General features: G+C 51.0%; 16 protein-coding genes. 7 read left to right on the top strand and 9 right to left on the bottom strand.

The genetic code is table 11. The features are described from left to right. The first annotated feature begins 44 nt into the window (after positions 1 to 44). Positions 45 to 1,055 carry a DUF2804 domain-containing protein gene (locus ACO0LI_RS08605; RefSeq protein WP_423032265.1) on the top strand — a complete coding sequence of 337 codons (1,011 nt, stop codon included), beginning with the start codon at positions 45 to 47 and terminating at the stop codon, positions 1,053 to 1,055. 29 nt (positions 1,056 to 1,084) lie between these two features. On the opposite strand, the gene ACO0LI_RS08600 is transcribed toward ACO0LI_RS08605, so the two are convergent. After that, positions 1,085 to 1,489: a hypothetical protein gene (locus ACO0LI_RS08600; RefSeq protein ID WP_423032264.1), complete on the bottom strand. Its 405-nt coding sequence runs from the start codon at positions 1,487 to 1,489 to the stop codon at positions 1,085 to 1,087. Beyond that, complete coding sequence (locus ACO0LI_RS08595) at positions 1,486 to 2,916, bottom strand: ammonium transporter (RefSeq protein WP_422949086.1); 1,431 nt, start codon at positions 2,914 to 2,916, stop codon at positions 1,486 to 1,488. The genes ACO0LI_RS08600 and ACO0LI_RS08595 overlap by 4 nt, the downstream gene beginning before the upstream one ends. Positions 2,917 to 3,280: 364 nt before the next feature. Between ACO0LI_RS08595 and ACO0LI_RS08590 the strand changes: the two genes are divergently transcribed. Further along, positions 3,281 to 3,814, top strand: a complete 534-nt coding sequence (locus ACO0LI_RS08590; protein WP_423032263.1) for a YHS domain-containing (seleno)protein — start codon at positions 3,281 to 3,283, stop codon at positions 3,812 to 3,814. A 70-nt stretch (positions 3,815 to 3,884) separates the two neighbouring features. Here the strand turns inward: ACO0LI_RS08590 and ACO0LI_RS08585 are convergent, their stop codons facing one another. Together ACO0LI_RS08585 and rlmF are read right to left on the bottom strand one after the other, a co-directional pair. Continuing rightward, positions 3,885 to 5,129, bottom strand: coding sequence for a nitronate monooxygenase (locus tag ACO0LI_RS08585; RefSeq protein ID WP_422949084.1), 1,245 nt, complete (start codon positions 5,127 to 5,129; stop codon positions 3,885 to 3,887). Positions 5,130 to 5,365: 236 nt separating this feature from the next. Continuing rightward, complete coding sequence (rlmF, locus tag ACO0LI_RS08580) at positions 5,366 to 6,361, bottom strand: 23S rRNA (adenine(1618)-N(6))-methyltransferase RlmF (RefSeq protein ID WP_423032262.1); 996 nt, start codon at positions 6,359 to 6,361, stop codon at positions 5,366 to 5,368. 260 nt (positions 6,362 to 6,621) lie between these two features. Between rlmF and ACO0LI_RS08575 the strand changes: the two genes are divergently transcribed. Then, positions 6,622 to 7,197, top strand: coding sequence for a DUF3455 domain-containing protein (locus ACO0LI_RS08575; protein WP_423032261.1), 576 nt, complete (start codon positions 6,622 to 6,624; stop codon positions 7,195 to 7,197). 91 nt (positions 7,198 to 7,288) lie between these two features. After that, positions 7,289 to 7,747 (top strand): Lrp/AsnC family transcriptional regulator, encoded by a 459-nt coding sequence (locus ACO0LI_RS08570; RefSeq protein WP_422949081.1) that lies wholly within the window; start codon positions 7,289 to 7,291, stop codon positions 7,745 to 7,747. On the opposite strand, the gene ACO0LI_RS08565 is transcribed toward ACO0LI_RS08570, so the two are convergent. From ACO0LI_RS08565 to ACO0LI_RS08550, 4 genes are all read right to left on the bottom strand, one after another. Next, the gene (locus ACO0LI_RS08565; RefSeq protein ID WP_422949080.1) at positions 7,744 to 8,148 is read right to left on the bottom strand and encodes a carboxymuconolactone decarboxylase family protein; all 405 of its coding nucleotides are present in this window, start codon (positions 8,146 to 8,148) and stop codon (positions 7,744 to 7,746) included. The genes ACO0LI_RS08570 and ACO0LI_RS08565 overlap by 4 nt on opposite strands. 2 nt (positions 8,149 to 8,150) lie before the next feature. After that, a complete protein-coding gene (locus ACO0LI_RS08560) occupies positions 8,151 to 8,546 on the bottom strand; it encodes a MerR family transcriptional regulator (RefSeq protein ID WP_423032260.1) in 396 nt (131 codons plus the stop codon). A gap of 67 nt (positions 8,547 to 8,613) precedes the next feature. Then, positions 8,614 to 9,330: a response regulator gene (locus ACO0LI_RS08555; RefSeq protein ID WP_422949078.1), complete on the bottom strand. Its 717-nt coding sequence runs from the start codon at positions 9,328 to 9,330 to the stop codon at positions 8,614 to 8,616. A gap of 8 nt (positions 9,331 to 9,338) precedes the next feature. After that, entirely contained in the window at positions 9,339 to 10,844 is a 1,506-nt protein-coding gene (locus tag ACO0LI_RS08550) for an ATP-binding protein (protein WP_423032259.1), read from the bottom strand. A gap of 415 nt (positions 10,845 to 11,259) precedes the next feature. On the opposite strand from ACO0LI_RS08550, the gene ACO0LI_RS08545 reads away from it, so the two are divergent. Both ACO0LI_RS08545 and ACO0LI_RS08540 read left to right on the top strand, forming a co-directional pair. Continuing rightward, positions 11,260 to 12,426, top strand: a complete 1,167-nt coding sequence (locus ACO0LI_RS08545) for an IS4 family transposase (protein WP_423032258.1) — start codon at positions 11,260 to 11,262, stop codon at positions 12,424 to 12,426. Between the two features lie 271 nt (positions 12,427 to 12,697). Then, positions 12,698 to 14,290 (top strand): cytochrome C, encoded by a 1,593-nt coding sequence (locus ACO0LI_RS08540; RefSeq protein ID WP_423032257.1) that lies wholly within the window; start codon positions 12,698 to 12,700, stop codon positions 14,288 to 14,290. 73 nt (positions 14,291 to 14,363) lie between these two features. Here the strand turns inward: ACO0LI_RS08540 and ACO0LI_RS08535 are convergent, their stop codons facing one another. Next, positions 14,364 to 14,915, bottom strand: a complete 552-nt coding sequence (locus ACO0LI_RS08535) for a thymidine kinase (protein WP_422949075.1) — start codon at positions 14,913 to 14,915, stop codon at positions 14,364 to 14,366. Positions 14,916 to 15,187: 272 nt separating this feature from the next. Here ACO0LI_RS08535 and ACO0LI_RS08530 point away from each other — a divergent pair, with 272 nt between their 5' ends. Continuing rightward, positions 15,188 to 15,670, top strand: a complete 483-nt coding sequence (locus ACO0LI_RS08530) for an Hsp20 family protein (RefSeq protein ID WP_422974465.1) — start codon at positions 15,188 to 15,190, stop codon at positions 15,668 to 15,670. Positions 15,671 to 15,804: the final 134 nt, after the last annotated feature.

The raw sequence follows: 15,804 nt of genomic DNA, 5'->3' as shown, positions 1-15,804 counted from the left end.
TGCTGCAGAATCGCTGGCGTACAAAAATATAAAATGGAGACACCATGCCAGCGAACTTCCTGCCGCCTGCACCCGCTCAAGTCCTGCATCCTGATGGTCAGGTGCGATTTGGCAAATATGCCGGTGCACCAACCATCATAGACTGGACCAGTCTGGCCGCACCACACAGGCGCGGCAAGCTGTGGCAAACCTTGCACCACAAGCACTGGCATTATGTGGCGCTGGCGACAGAAGAAATATTTTGCGGTATCGCGATTGTTGATGTGGGCTGGACCAACACCGCCTTTGCCTATGTGTTCGACAGGCTGGCAGGCAAGCTTATTGCCAGTTATTCCCAGGATGGTCTGCCAGGTCTGACAGCAACACTGAATGCGCATCCGGCAGAACAGGCCAGTTCCGCATTTAGGTTTTTTGGCAAGCGCATACGCTTTCAGCATCTGCCAGCCAGCGGGTGCTATGAATTGCAATTGCACTGCGGTTCATTCAGCATCAATGCCATGCTGGATGCCAAACCGGCTGCGCCTTCCTTGCTGGCAGTTGGTGAAGTGTTGGGCGGTACTGTGCATGCAACCGTCAAATCTGCGGGCATGCCATTGAGTGGCGAAGTACGTGTGGGTAGCCGCAGTTTCAATTTGCAGAAAGGTGTAGGCAGCTATGATCATAGCAATGGATTCCTGGCGCGTGAAACTGGCTGGCGCTGGGCATCAGCACATGCGCTGGACATAGGTTTCAACTTGCAGGCCGGGTATTTTTCCAGTCACGAAAATGCCTTGTGGCTGGATGGCCAACTCATTTCACTGGGCGCTGCACAGTTCGACTTTGATCCCGGCCAGGCCATGGCTGACTGGCATATTTATACTGATGATGGTTTGCTGGACCTGCATTTTCATCCCGAAGGTTTTCGCGCAGAAAATAAAAACCTCGTCATCGCCAGCAGCCGTTATCTGCAACCCATAGGTGTCTTCAGCGGCTGGGTCAGGGCAAGTCTGGATGCACCCAGGTGGCAGATAGAAAAACTGGTGGGTGTGACAGAAGACCATTTCTCCAAATGGTAATATGAGTCTTGGCCTCACCGGATAAAAATCTAACGCAAGCGACCTATATAGGTTTGATCGACCATGGCATTATGATCAAGCACAGGCGCGGGTATCCTGGTCATATCCGGCATGCTGCTTTCGTCCTGCTTGTTGATGACCTGTTTCCTGACTGCCAGTCTGTTGAGCAAAGGAGTGGGTGGTGGTGGCGTGACGAACAAGCCATCTTCACCAAAATAAATCTCATTGAGCTTTTGACAGATGTCGTGCAAATCAGGGTTTGGTAATTCCAGCGCCATGTCCAGGATAGTGCGGCAATAGCCGGGATTGACACGCATGTATTCTATGTCAGTCACGCGGCCATTTTGCCGCCGTAAAATCACGTGCAGTCTTGCCATGAGGGAGAAGGCAAGATTGTCCGACATGGCATTCTGTATCAGGCTGCTGGTACTCATAAGATATGCTCCCCGTGAAGTTCAAGATCAAGTCCTTCTCTTTCCTGCTCATTGGTCAGGCGCAAGCCAATGCTCACTTTGATCAGCCATAAAATGACGGCAGTCACAGCGCCCGAATAAATCACAGTGACGATGACACCAAAGGCCTGCGTTGCCAAGCTGCCGTCAGCACCGCCTATGCTCTTCATTGCAAATACGCCAGTCAGCAAGGCCCCGACTATGCCACCGATGGCATGCACGCCAAATACATCCAGTGAATCATCGTAGCCACCCAAGGATTTGAGTGAAGTCGCTCCCCAGTAACATGCGACGCCAGCGACTGCACCTATGACCAGTGCACCTGTCAGATCAACAAAGCCGGATGCCGGTGTGATCGCGACCAGGCCAGCGACAGCGCCAGAGACTATGCCCAGCACCGATGGTTTGCCACGGCGCAGCCATTCCACGAGCATCCAGGCCAGTGCCGACATCGCAGTCGCCACCTGTGTCACCAGCATCGCCAGCCCGGCGCGGCCATCTGCCGCACCGGCAGAACCGGCATTGAAACCAAACCAGCCCACCCATAACAGTGATGCGCCTATCGCAGTAAGTAATAAATTATGCGGCGGCATGGGTTCCTTGCCAAAACCCAGGCGTGGCCCGACGATCAAAGCAGCCACCAGGCCAGATACACCGGCATTGATATGTACAACAGTACCACCGGCAAAATCCAGCACACCACGCGCCGCCAGCCAGCCTGCCGGTTCCCACACCCAGTGCGCGACCGGTACATACACCAGCAAAGACCACAAGGTGATGAACAGCAGCAACGCAGAGAACTTCATGCGTTCAGCAAAGGCACCGGTGATCAGGGCAGGGGTAATGATGGCGAATGTCATCTGGAACATCAGGTATACGCTTTCCGGTATCGTCGGTGCCAGTTGATGCACGCTGAGCTGCCCGGCTTCTTTCAAGAAGCTCACGCCGTGCAGCATGAACCTGTCCATGCTGCCCAGATAAGGCGAACCTGCGGTGAATACCAGGCTATAACCCAGCACCACCCACAAGACCGTGACGATGCAGGTGGTTGCCAGACTATGCGCCATCGTGCCCAGGGCATTTTTCTTGCGCACCATGCCAGTGTAGAACAGGGCCAGGCCGGGTATGGTCATCAGCAATACCAGTGCAGTCGAGGTCAGCATCCAGGCGGTGTCGCCAGCGCTGATCTTGTCGGCGGCGATCATGCCCGGCTTGGTCATGGCTGGTGGCGTGGCCGTAGCCACTACAGGTGCTGTTGTGGCACTTGCTGCAGAACTCGCTGGCGCAGTTTCTTGTGCATAGCTGTTGCCCCCATACAGGAAAAGGCTGATGGAGAAAAAAAATGAGAAGAAAAATGAGAGAAAAAGTGAGACAGAAAGCGGGAAGCTGGAGAGCACGCGTATTTTCATCAGGCTGGCCTTTTCAAAAACATCGTCAATGACACACAAGCATGTGCATTGCAGCATTTTTCATGCCAAGGCTGATACCAGTGATTTTGATCTTGCTCGCAACTAATCAGGGAAATAAATTGCTTGTGATACCAGCGCAGGCAGGTGCATGCACCAAAATGTAAGCAAATATTTCTGCGTGGCATGAGTTTGCACCAGAGAGTGCCGAATCAGAATCGGTGGCCATAATTCCATTTTAGGGAATAATGAATTCAATATTATGGTTATTCTTTACTTTGATGAACTGAATTAAAGTGCCTGCCATTCGCTGCGCATGAGCAAGGCGAATCTCAAATCCGCTTTCAACCATATAAAGGAGCACGCTATGTCACTCACATCCATATCACGCACTTCCATATCACGCACTTCCATATCACGCACTTCCAGCCGCCTGTTCAGCAAAATCAAATTCATTTTCTTTTCCGCAGTAGCCGCTTTGTCCCTGGCAGCAGTGCCAGGCATCAGCGCTGCTGATACGGTCGCCAATAGCGTCATAGGTGCACGGGGCTACGATCTCACGACTTTCTTCACCAGTGAAAAACCAGCTCATGGCACAGGTCACCATGTGGCAACAGTAGATGGGGTTGATTACCTGTTTACCAGTGAAGAAAACAAAAAGACTTTCCAGGCGAACCCTGAGAAATACCTGCCTGCCTTTGGTGGCTACTGCGCTTATGGGGCTTCCATAGGCAAGAAATTTGTTGCTGACCCGGACGTGTATGACATCGTCGATAACAAACTCTACTTCAATCTCGATACCAAGATTCGTGCGATCTGGGCCAAGGACATTGCAGGCAATATCGATCTTGCAAAAACCAACTGGAAAACCATCGCGAACAAGAAGCCATCTGAACTCTGATAGCCTGCACATATGAAAACGCCGCTTTGCCCAAAGGCTAAAGCGGCGTTTTTGTATTCAGAGCAGTGATTTACACAGGTAAGGCAATCTGGTGATCAACACTGAATTGATAATCGCGGAACACATGTTCAGCACTCAGCAATTCATAAGTACCATCCGGCAGTTTGCGGGTCGTGTCTTTCAGGCGGTAAGTCATCTGGCCACAAGTCCAGCAATTGAAATTGCGCATATGGGTGCACAGGCAAGTCTTGTCCATGACCGAGACTTTCTTCGCATCGGGATGTGCTGCCACTTCGCGGTTATACGAAGTGATGTAAGCGCAGTTACCATTGCCATCGAGCAGGTAGCCATAAGATTCACAACCAGGGCGTATGCCATCGCCAATGGCAGGCGTGTTCTTTAGCATGCGCATGGGGTAACCGGTAGGCGAGATATTATTGACTTCGATATCGCCTTCACTGGCCTTGAAGTATTCCTGCTTGACGCTGGCAGGCAAACCGCATTCGTTGGTGACTGTGAAGCGCGTAGCTACCTGTACCCCGGCTGCGCCGTTTTCCAAAAAGGATACGGCATCGCTGCCTGTGAAAATGCCACCAGCGGCTATCAGCGGGATATCCAGGTTTTCTGCTTTCAGGTACTGGACGATTTCAGTAATGATGGTTTGCAGGTCATATTCAGCCCAGTCCATGCCAAAACCGAGGTGGCCGCCAGCCAGCGGGCCTTCGACAATGACATAGTCGGGCAAACGGTTCAGGCGGGAATTCTTGCGCAGGAATAGTTGCAGCGCACGTACTGAAGAAACGATGATGCCCAGTTTTGCATCGCGGAAGCGCGGGTGATCAGCGATGAGGCCAAAAGAACCCAGATGCAGGCCGGCACTCATGGTGATGCCATCAATACCAGCATCAAGTGAAGACTCCAGGCGCACCTTCAGTGTTTCGCGTGGGCCATTCATAGTCAGCTTTTCCATGCAATTGACAAAGATCATGCCCGTGCCTTGCTTGGCTTCCATGGTCTTGCCCACGTGCATACGGGTTGCTTCTGCCAGTTGATCCAGGTTGAACTTGATGTCAGTCTTGTCGGAATTGTTGATATTGTATTTGTAGAATTTGGTCTTTTCCTTGACAAAGCTGGTGTCAAAACGACGGTCAGAGACATCCTGCACCATGGCATCAGAGATATGGCCTATACCGCCCAGACGTGCAGCAACCAGAGCCAGTTCAGCAGTGGAAATATCGACGCCCATGCCACCGATCATGATAGGAACCAGCTCATCTTTGCCCAGCTTCAGGCGGAAATCATCTACACGTTTCATTGTTATCCTTGATACATTTTGCTCAAAAGTAAATCACGCGACGCTATATTCAGTACTCTCTCAATACTCTTAGTACTCTTACTCTACAGATACATATTGCATACTTCTTGCTATTTCTTGTGGGTTCTTGTTGATTCCGGACTGCAAACCGGCAGACGAACGAGATTGTAAGCCAGGGCTAGCCGCTATAGCTAAGATTATATTCTGTAAGGGAGGCAAATACCCAGGCGCAGGCTTTATCTCTTGCTATTTGACCAACGTAATTTGGCCCAGGCAGCCTGTTGGCTTGCATTCAGGAAAGTCCAGGCAACCAGACGGCTCTCTTTATTGCCCTGGCTCATGATAATGGTTTTTTCATCAAGCACCTTGACCTGCTTCAATGCCGCATGGATTGCGGGCAAATTGGCCGACTTTGATACCAGAGTAGAAAACCATAAGATTTTTGTGGGTATGGCCGCACTTTCAGTGATCATTTTCTTGATAAACGCCAGTTCCCCGCCTTCGCACCACAGTTCTGCAGCCTGGCCACTAAAGTTCAATACGGGTAGCGCCTGCTCTGCCTGGCCAGTTTGCTTCAGGTTCTCCCACTTGCGCTGGCTGCCAGCTCTTGCTTCTTCAGCAGAAGCGTGAAAAGGCGGATTGCACAGGCTGACATCAAACCATTCATCATCGCCAACGATGCCATGAAACAGGGATGCCGCATTGGCCTGTTGACGTAACTGTATCTGCTGGCCCAGGCCGGGATTATGTTCCAGTATGGCCTGTGCATTAGCCAGCGAGGCGGGATTGATGTCGCTGGCGCAGAATGACCAGCCATATTCGCTGGCACCGAGCAGGGGATAAATGCAACTGGCACCCGTACCAAGATCAAGGGCCAGTATCTGCTTGCCTTTGGGCACACGGCCCTGATTGCAGTCAGCCAGTAAATCAGCCAGATAATGCAGGTAGTCTGCCCGCCCCGGCACTGGAGGGCAAAGATTCTCGGAGGGGATATCCCAGCCACGCACGCCATAGCTGCTGTGCAAAAGAGCCCTGTTGAGCAGTTTGACTGCCAGCGGGTCGGCAAAATTGATGCTGGTTTCACCTGTTGGGGTGCTGACAAGCAGATATGCAAGGGCAGGCTCTGCCTTGCTCAGGGCCGCAAAATCATAGCGTCCCTGATGGCGGTTGCGCGCATGCAGTAATGAGCTGCCAGCTCGGTTTCTTGCATCCTTCTTGTTCTTGTTGCTCATCTGGCCTGATCCATCATCCTTGTTGCCTGCTCATCTGCAGGCGAATCCCGCATTGTCCCACGAAGCCCCGTGGCCTGCTGAGCAGAAAAATCCATACTGCAGGCGGTTTTCGCCGATGTTGCTGATATTTTGTTCATACTTTGTTCATACTTAAGTAGGGGCTTGTTTTCCTGACAAAGGATGTAAAATTCAGTAAGTGTTTTATTCGTTTTAAAACACCGTTGCTAAAATTTGGCGGCTCTAATTGAAAGGTATAAGAAATGAAAAAAATCGCTATCGCTGGCAGTATTGCTACTGCTGCCTTCCTGTCAGCCTGCTCGACTGCGCCTATTAAACATACGGCAGACCCAGTTGCACCTGCTGCCCAGGTCGTTAGCGTGCCAGCCAACCTCAAAGCACCTGCAGGTGAAGTGCTGGCCTTCCAGATGGCTGCTACCGGCGTGCAGATTTATGATTGCCGTGCCAATAAATCCGGCCCTAAAAAGTTTGAATGGGTATTCCGTGCGCCAGAAGCTGAGCTATACGCGAGTCATGACCCTACCAGCCCCAAACTGGGCAAGCATTATGAAGGCCCGACCTGGGAAGCCGCGGATGGCAGCAAAGTAGTCGCTGAAGTAGTCGCCAAGAGCGACAGCGTCGATACCAGTGCTATCCCCTGGCTGTTGTTGAAAGCTAAGTCCAGCTCAGCGAATGGTACTTTTTCCAAGGTCACCAGCATACAGCGCGTGGTCACCGTTGGCGGCAAGGCACCTTTGACTGGATGCTCGGATTTCCAGATTGGGGCAGAAACCCGCACACCTTATAAAGCCACCTATTATTTCTTCAAGGCAAATTAATTGCCACTTTGTTGTTTCTAATTGCTTCAGAGTAAGCAATTGATTTCCAATGGGTTCATAATAGGCTTCCCCATCATGAACCCCTATTGCGATGATACTGGATGGTTTTGATCTTGCCATTTTGCGCTACCTGCAAAAGAACAGTCGCCATTCAGCCGAGCTGATAGGGGCAGACATAGGCTTGTCTGCCACTGCCGTGCAGCGGCGCATACGCAAGCTCAGGGATGAAGGCGTCATCAGGGCAGAGGTGGCGATAGTCAGCCCCCAGGCGGTTGGCTATCCCCTGACCGTCATGGTTGAGGTTGCTTTCAAAAAAGGCCTGGGCAATGTCATAGACAGCTTCAAGCAAGACATGCAGGCCCTGATCGAAGTACAGCAGTGCTTCTACCTCGCGGGTGATTTTGACTTCATGCTCATCGTGCAAACCACGGACATGGCAGCTTATGAACGTTTTACCCGTGCCGTATTGTTTGTCAATGAGAACATCCTCAAATTCCGCACCACCGTGATCATGGATACCGTCAAGCAAAGTTACTGTCTGCCGATTTAAGCTTCAGCATCCAGCGCAGCAAATACTTCTTTCGCCGCAAACAAGCCATTCAGCGCCGCAGGAAAGCCGGCATATACCGCCATTTGCATAATCACTTCTGTCACTTCTTCGCGCGTGCAACCCACATTCAGGGCAGCCTGTATATGCACCTTGAGCTGGGGTGTGGCATTCCCAAGCGCCGTCAGTGCTGCAACCACGGCGATTTCGCGTGACTTCAAGTCCAGTTGCGGGCGTGAGTAAATATCCCCGAAAGGGAATTCAATCAGGTAACGTGCAAAGTCGGGCGCAATATCTGCCAGCGCGGCGATGACTTTTTCTCCTGCTTCGCCATCAATTTCCCTGAGCTTTTCCCAACCGCGCTGATAACGTTCATTGATGGATACATTGCTGTTTTGATGCATGATCAGACTTTCTTTTTCCGGCCAGCCTTATCAACTATCATTGTTTGATAAATCCGGATTTTGTCATCCAGGACGCTGGCATTGGCTGCAAGCTCAGACATGGTGGTGGCCAGGCGCTGACGATGGAGCTCAAGCATAGTCAACCGCTGTTGCAGACTCATTTCTCCTGCTGCCCTGAGCTGCGCATACTCACGTATGTCCGCCAGTGGCATGCCGGTTTGCTTCAGGCGCAGCACAAACTCCAGCCACAGGACGTCCTGGCTGTTGTAGCGTCTGTGGCCGTTGTCTGCCCGTTTGGCTGCCTGCAAGACCCCGGCCTTTTCATAGAAACGCAGGGTATATGCAGACAAGCCCGTCAGGGCAGCCAGCTCGCCTATGGAAATGAATTGTCTGGTCACGGTATGATCTTAGAACTTAGAGTGGACTCTAAGTCAAGCATACAGGACATCTTTTTCCCTGCAAATTTTAAATTGATAATGGCAGTTCAAAACGATAGCCTACGCCATATACAGAATGCAGGCATTCATTGCCCGGCAGTTTTCCCTGTATCTTTTTGCGTATGTTCTTGATGTGCGTATCCACCGTCCTGTCATTGATATCGCGCTGGTCTTCATGCGCAAAATCAAGCAATTGCTGGCGTGAGAACACCCGTTCAGGATGGCTGATGAATTCAGACAGCAAGCGATATTCTACCGGCGTCAGATTCAGAGGTTGGGCATCAATCAGTATGCGCAGTTGCTCTTTATCGATAGCAAAACGTGATTGTTCAGAAGCTGGCTGCCTAATCAGACCAGTCAGACCAGTCAGACCAGCCATGCTGCGGCGCAAATGCACCTTCACACGTGCGACAACCTCACGTGGGCTGAAGGGTTTGCAGACATAGTCGTCAGCCCCGGTTTCCAGTCCCAGCAAGCGATCTACCTCTTCCACTCTCGCAGTCAGCATGATGATAGGCACTTCGCTGAATTTGCGTACTTCCTTGCAGATACTGATGCCATCCAGTTCTGGCAACATCAGGTCCAGCAAGATCAGGTCGGGTGCGGACAGGCGCAGTTGTTCCAGTGCCAGCCTGCCATTTGCTTCATGGCTTACCTGGTAGCCCGCCGCGAGCAGGTAGTCCTTCAGCAGGGCCGCGATTTTCAAGTCATCTTCAACAATGAAGATGTGGGCGCTATTGTCCATGTGATGATTTATGGTGTCTTGATAAAAGGCAATTGCATGAGAATTTTCACGCCACCCAATTGTGAGGCAGATGCACTGATACGTCCACCATGTGCTTCAACGATGACCTTGCAGATCGCCAGCCCCAGGCCGCTGCCACCGCTGGCGCGGTTGCGTGCACTGTCGGCCCGGTACAGGCGGTCAAATAACAGCGCATGGCTGGCATCCGGCACACCAGGCGCACTGTCTTCGATACTGAGTTCAAGCAAGGCGCCATTACGTGTCAAGGTGCACAGGATCACCCCGCCGTTATCGGTATAGCGTATGCTGTTTTCCAGCAAATTACTGAGTACCTGGGTCAGGCGTCCGCCATCGGCATTGATCCATGCTGGCATGTCGCCCAACTGGCTGTCAAGGTGCAGGCCAGCCTGCTGCATGCGTAGGCCAAAGCGTTGCAACAGGTCTGCCAGCATCGGGCGCAAGTCCATGGGCTGGAACTGATAATGCAGCTCACCGGCATCGGCCAGCGTCAGTTGGCGTAAATCATCGACGAGCTTGTTGATGTGGCGCACTTCTGCATGCAGGGACTCCAGCGCTGCGGGTGTGATGTGGCGCACTCCGTCCATCAGGGCTTCTACCTCACCCTGTATGACAGTCAGCGGGGTACGCAATTCATGCGAGATATCAGCCAGCATTTTGCTTCTTTGTGCTTCGTTTCTCTCCAGGTTTTGCGCCATGCTGTTGATGTCACGGGCGAGGTCACCGAGTTCGTCCTGGCTGATCATTTCTGCCCTGGCGTCGAGCTGGCCCTTGGAAATTTTTGCCGTGACCTGGTGCAAGGATTTTAAAGGACGCAATAAATGCCTGGCCAGCCACAGGGAAAATGCCAGCGATACCAGTATCAGTGTCAATGCCAGCCATAAGGTATGACGTATTTGCAAGCTGACAAAATCCATCGCGCTCGCGTTCGAGATTTGCCGCAGAGGGGCCAGCCTGAGCATGCCTACTTTTTGATTGCCCAGCATGATGGGCACGATGCTGCCACCGGGCGCATCGCCGGGGCCTATCAGGGCTATACCATTCTTGTCTATCAGCGACAGTCTTTGTCCAAAGCCCATAGGATCTATCGGTGGCCTTTGCTCTGGTGGTGCATCGCGTGGTGGCCTGTCCTGGCCTCTTGGTGGTGGAGGCGGCGGGCGCCTGTCATGTTGGTCTTCAGTCCCGTCTTCACGCGGCCTTCTGGGTGGCGGCGGCGGAGCATCTTCATTTTGTGGACGTGGCTGGCTGCGTATCTGATCAAGCAAGTCGCGCATGGGGCGGCGGTTGGCCTGGAAACGGTCAAAATTACCATACTGGCGATAGTCTTCTGCCAGCAGATTGCTTAGCCTGACCAGGTCTTGCTTTTCCAGGTCGCTGAGGTAGGCGATGAAACCACTTTTGAGGTTTTGACTGGTGACCCAGGCCAGCGTGCCTATGCTGATAATCACAATTGCCGTAATGGCCAAAGCGAGCTTGCGGGCGATGGTCAGACGCATACTTCAGGGCTCCCGGATTGTATAGAACTCATTTCATAAATAGGATGAGATGCGTTTGCCTCATAACGTGGGCTGGCAAGGCGGACGAGGCAGTCAATAGCTTTGCCTATTGACAACGAGTTCAACGCAGTCCAGCGCACGTTATGAGGCAACCCCTCCGGGAACTGACGATTTGGGCGCATTGCTGCGTTGTGCCGCTTGCTAAGGCGGACGCCTTAGCTGCGCGTCACGCCTTGCACTGCATCCCAAATCGTCTTGTTCGCACTCATCCTATTTCACTAGTGTCCCAACGTTTTCACATCAGGGGTTCATAAGTCAATGATTTGTTTGCATAAAATGATGTTTTCATCTGGTCTCGATTTGAACGTCGAGGTGCAGAATTGGTGCTTTTTGCGGATATCCGCTGAAGGCTCCTATGCATCAGGGCAAACTCGTTTTCTCGCAGGTCATGACGTATTTGCCGCTGACCACCTTTCGACGATGCGTAGCAGCCCACAGGGGCGATCACAAGGTCAAGGATTTTTCCTGTCTGGATCAATTCTTCGCCATGGCGTTTGCACAGTTGACCTATCGGGAATCGCTGCGCGATATCGAAGTCAATCTGCGCGCCCAGGCCCATCGGCTGTATCACATGGGATTTCGCTGTGCGACGATTTCCCGCAATACGCTGGCCAATGCAAACGCCACACGTCCCTGGCAAATCTATGCCGATCTGGCGCAACATCTAATTGCGATAGCACGCCCGTTGTACGCCAGCGAGCCGTTTGGCCTGGACTTCAATGCAACGGTCTATGCGTTCGATGCCACTACTATCGATCTGTGTTTGTCGGTATATCCGTGGGCACCTTTCCGGTCCGCCAAGGCGGCCATCAAGTTGCACACGTTGCTGGACCTACGTGGTTCTATTCCCAGTTTCATTCACATCACAGACGGCAAGACCCACGAGGTCAATATTCTCGACGATCTGGTCATCGAACCAGGCGCGTATTACCTGATGGATCGTGGCTATCTGGATTTCGCCCGGCTGTACAACTTGCATTCGACGGGTGCCTTCTTTGTCACCAGAGCAAAAAGCAATACCAAATTCAAGCGTCGGTACTCGCATCCGGTCGATCGGGCGACGAGCAACGTTATCTGCGATCAAACTGGTGTGCTTCCACTCTTCTACACAAGCAAGCATTACCCGGCAAGTTTGCGTCGTGTCGTCGTCAAGGACGACGCTGGGGAGCGCATCATTTTTTTGACCAACAATTTCGCTCTCAAACCAGAGATGATTGCGGCACTTTACAAGCAGCGCTGGCAAGTCGAATTGTTTTTCAAGTGGATCAAGCAGCATTTGCGTATCAAGACCTTTCTGGGCACCAGCGAGAATGCCGTGAAGACGCAAATATGGATCGCGGTCTGTACTTACGTACTCATCGCAATCGTCAAAAAACGTCTGCATTTGCCTCACAGCCTTTACGAAATTCTACAAATACTGAGTCTCACCATGTTTGAAACAACACCAATAAATCAACTACTTACGCCGTCATCGGGAAATCTCAATGACGAAATTCAACCAAAACAGATGTCTCTCCTATGAGAAACGTTGGGACACTAGTGATCCTATTTATGAAATGAGTTCTAAAGTATTGATTTGCCATGGTGCCAGCCAATTATGGAGGAATCATGAAGTAAAGACGATACGCAACAAAAAAATATTTTTATAAAAAAATACGGATGGAATTTCAAAAAAACTGTTTTCTTCATTTTTTCTTCACATTCAGAAATCATCCTGTCTCCAGTCTCAGAACTTAGCGCAGAGAATGCCGGGCTTCTTGAGTAGAAAAATCGAAACTTCAAGGGGGCTAGAAATGAAATCACAAAGAATATCGAATTTACATGTTATGGCCGGCGTGCGGGCAAGAGTACAGATAGGCAGTGCCATGCTTATGCTGGCAAGCCTGGCTGCCTGCGGTGGCGACGCCAGTACGGCAGGGTCAGCAAGCAATGCTACTAGTGTGCAATCAGCACCGCCGGTAAGCACGGCTGCACTCCTTGCTCCGGTACCTGCCCCTGCAGACCCGCCTTCACTCGAGCCTATTGCCAATGGCGAGGGAGCTGCGCTGACAGTATCCACGACTGGCAGCATAGATAGAAACAATCCTTTCTTTAAAGCCTTTGGCAATGGCCGCAGTTGTGCCAGCTGCCATCAGGAAAGCCAGGGCTGGAGCATACGTCCTGACGACCTGCAACTGAGATTTACTGCCAGCAATGGTAATGACCCGGTGTTTGCCCTCGTCGATGGAGCAAACTCGCCGACTGCCAAAGTGACCACGCTAGATCAAAAGCGTCAGGCTTATAACATGTTGCTGTCCAAGGGCCTCATCAGAGTGGGTTTGCCAATACCCGCTGATGCTGAATTTATACTGGATAAAGTAGATGATCCCTATGGGTACGCCAGCGCCAAAGAAGTATCGCTATTCCGTCGTCCTATGCCAACGACGAATCTCAAATTTCTGAGTACCGTCATGTGGGATGGCCGTGAAACTTTCAGCGATGCCAGGTCCAATCTGTGTATACGCAATACCCGTCCGCTACAATGTTTTTCCACCACTGATTTCGATTTGCTGCACCAGTCAAATAGCGCAGTCACTGGTCATGCGCAGGCATCGCAGGGCTTGACTGCAGCAGAGCAGCGCAGCATCGTTGATTTTGAAAAAACTTTATTCACAGCACAGATCAGCAGTCTGACCGCAGGTAATCTGACAGACCTTGGCGCCAAAGGTGGCCCTGTTGAACTGGCAAAGAATAATTTTTATTTTGGTATCAATGACCTTGATGGCGGTGACTATATAACGGGAGCACCATTCGACCGCAATGTCATGAACATGTTTGCCGCATGGCGCGGGCTGGACAGGCCAGCGCCACCAAACCCGCCAGTGCAAGGAAGGCCACCGCAACCACCACAGCCACCATCGGCAATCAATATTGCCAGGGCATCGATAGCCAGAGGCGAGCAGATATTCAATAACAAGCCTTTCACTATCACACGCGTCGCCGGCTTCAATGATGAATTGCGTGTTGGTTTGCAGCGTGCAACCTGCGCCAGTTGCCATAGCCTAGGTAATGTGGGTACGCATTCTGTGCCGCGCCTGTTCAATACCGGCGTATCAGATGCCAGCCTGCGCACACCTGATATGCCCTTATATACGCTGAGGAATAAACTGACTGGTGAGTTGCTACAAACAACGGACCCCGGCAGCGCCATGAACACAGGAAAATGGAAAGACATAGGCCGCTTCAAGGTACCCAGCCTGCGTGCCATAGAAGCACGCTCCCCTTACTTCCATAATGGTGGCATGGTGGAGATTACAGATGTCGTGAAATTCTATGACAAGCGTTTCAATATAGGATTTACGCCGCAGGAGATTATTGATCTGGCGGAGTTTTTGAAGGTATTGTAAAACTTGTTTGGAATACGTAAAAAGAGCAGGCTCGAGGGCCTGCTCTTTTGTTTTAGAAGGCTGCGTATTATTGTTAGCCAGCGTAAAAGCAGCGGCCACATACATGTTGATAACGCTCATTTCCACCAATATCAATTTGTTCGCCAGATTTCATGCGTCTGCCATTTTCATCAACGCGGATATTCATCGTGGCCTTCTTGCCGCAAGCGCAGATGTTTTTTAATTCTTCTATATCGTCCGCGAGCGCCAGCAAATATGCCGAGCCGGTAAATGGCTCACCCAAAAAATCACTGCGTAAGCCATAGCAAATCACTGGCACACCGCGCACCTGTGCCAATTGATGTAGCTGGCGTACTTGGTCAGCAGACAGAAATTGCGCTTCATCAACAAGCACGCAACTGACCTTCGGTGTCTCTGCCAAAAAATCGAAATTCGTATCGAAAACTTCAGCCTGCCTTTGTGGCCCCAAGCGTGAAGTGACTTTACCTGCACCATAACGGTTGTCTATGGCAGCGGTATAGAGAAGGACTTTTTGTCCCTGCTCTTCATAGTTGTGTGCCACCTGCAAAAGTGCGGTGGATTTCCCGGCGTTCATTGCTGAGTATCTGAAGTAGAGCTTGGCCATGCCTGTTTCCTGTTTGGTTCCTGGTGGACTGTTGTCAATCTTGTTGATGAGGACAGTCGATTTATTGTCAATTTTATTGAAGTTAAAATTTTTTATAAAAGGCTCTTGAAACTCTTTGTACCAGTACCATTTTCTACTCAGCAGATGCTCAAAAGCGAGGTTTGCTGAAGAAGTAAAAGCAGTAGTGTCAAAGTAGTAGCTTCAAAGCAGTAGTTTTAAAAAAAGTTTCTAAACATTTAATTTATATCGCTTCAATTTATAAGGATATTATCATGCGTAATTTTGACTTCGCTCCTCTGTACCGTTCCGCTATCGGTTTTGACCGTCTCGCACAATTGTTTGATGACGCACAACGTACAGAAAATGCACCCAGCTATCCCCCCTACAATATTGAGTTGATTGCAGAAGATAAATATGCAATCACCATGGCAGTTGCCGGCTTTGACCGCAGCGAACTCGACATCGAAACCGAACGTGATACCCTGAAAATCGTAGGCCGCCGTCAAAAGGCAGAAGGCACACGCAACTTCCTGCATCGTGGCATTGCCTCACGTGATTTTGAACACCGTTTCCGCTTGGCTGACCATGTCAAAGTTGTCACCGCGCGTCTCGACAATGGTTTGTTGAGTATCGAACTGGTACGTGAAATTCCAGAAGCACACAAACCACGTCGCATCCTGATTGATGCCGAGAATCTGCAACTGGTAGAACAGCAGGCTCAGGTGCAAAACCAATTGCAACGTCAGGTTGCTTAAGTAATATCAAGCAATATCAAGCAATAAATCTGGCCCATGCGTAAACATGGGACTGTCTCCAAAAATGAAGCATAAAAGCATGGGCTTGCCCATGCTTTTATGCTACGCTTGCCTGTAATGTGACAGGCTTATTT

The sequence above is a fragment of the Undibacterium sp. Tian12W genome, from assembly GCF_049339405.1.
Classification (GTDB): Bacteria; Pseudomonadota; Gammaproteobacteria; order Burkholderiales; family Burkholderiaceae_D; genus Undibacterium.
The sequence above is the reverse complement of the archived record's forward strand: the minus strand, read 5'-3'. Positions and strand labels throughout refer to the sequence as shown.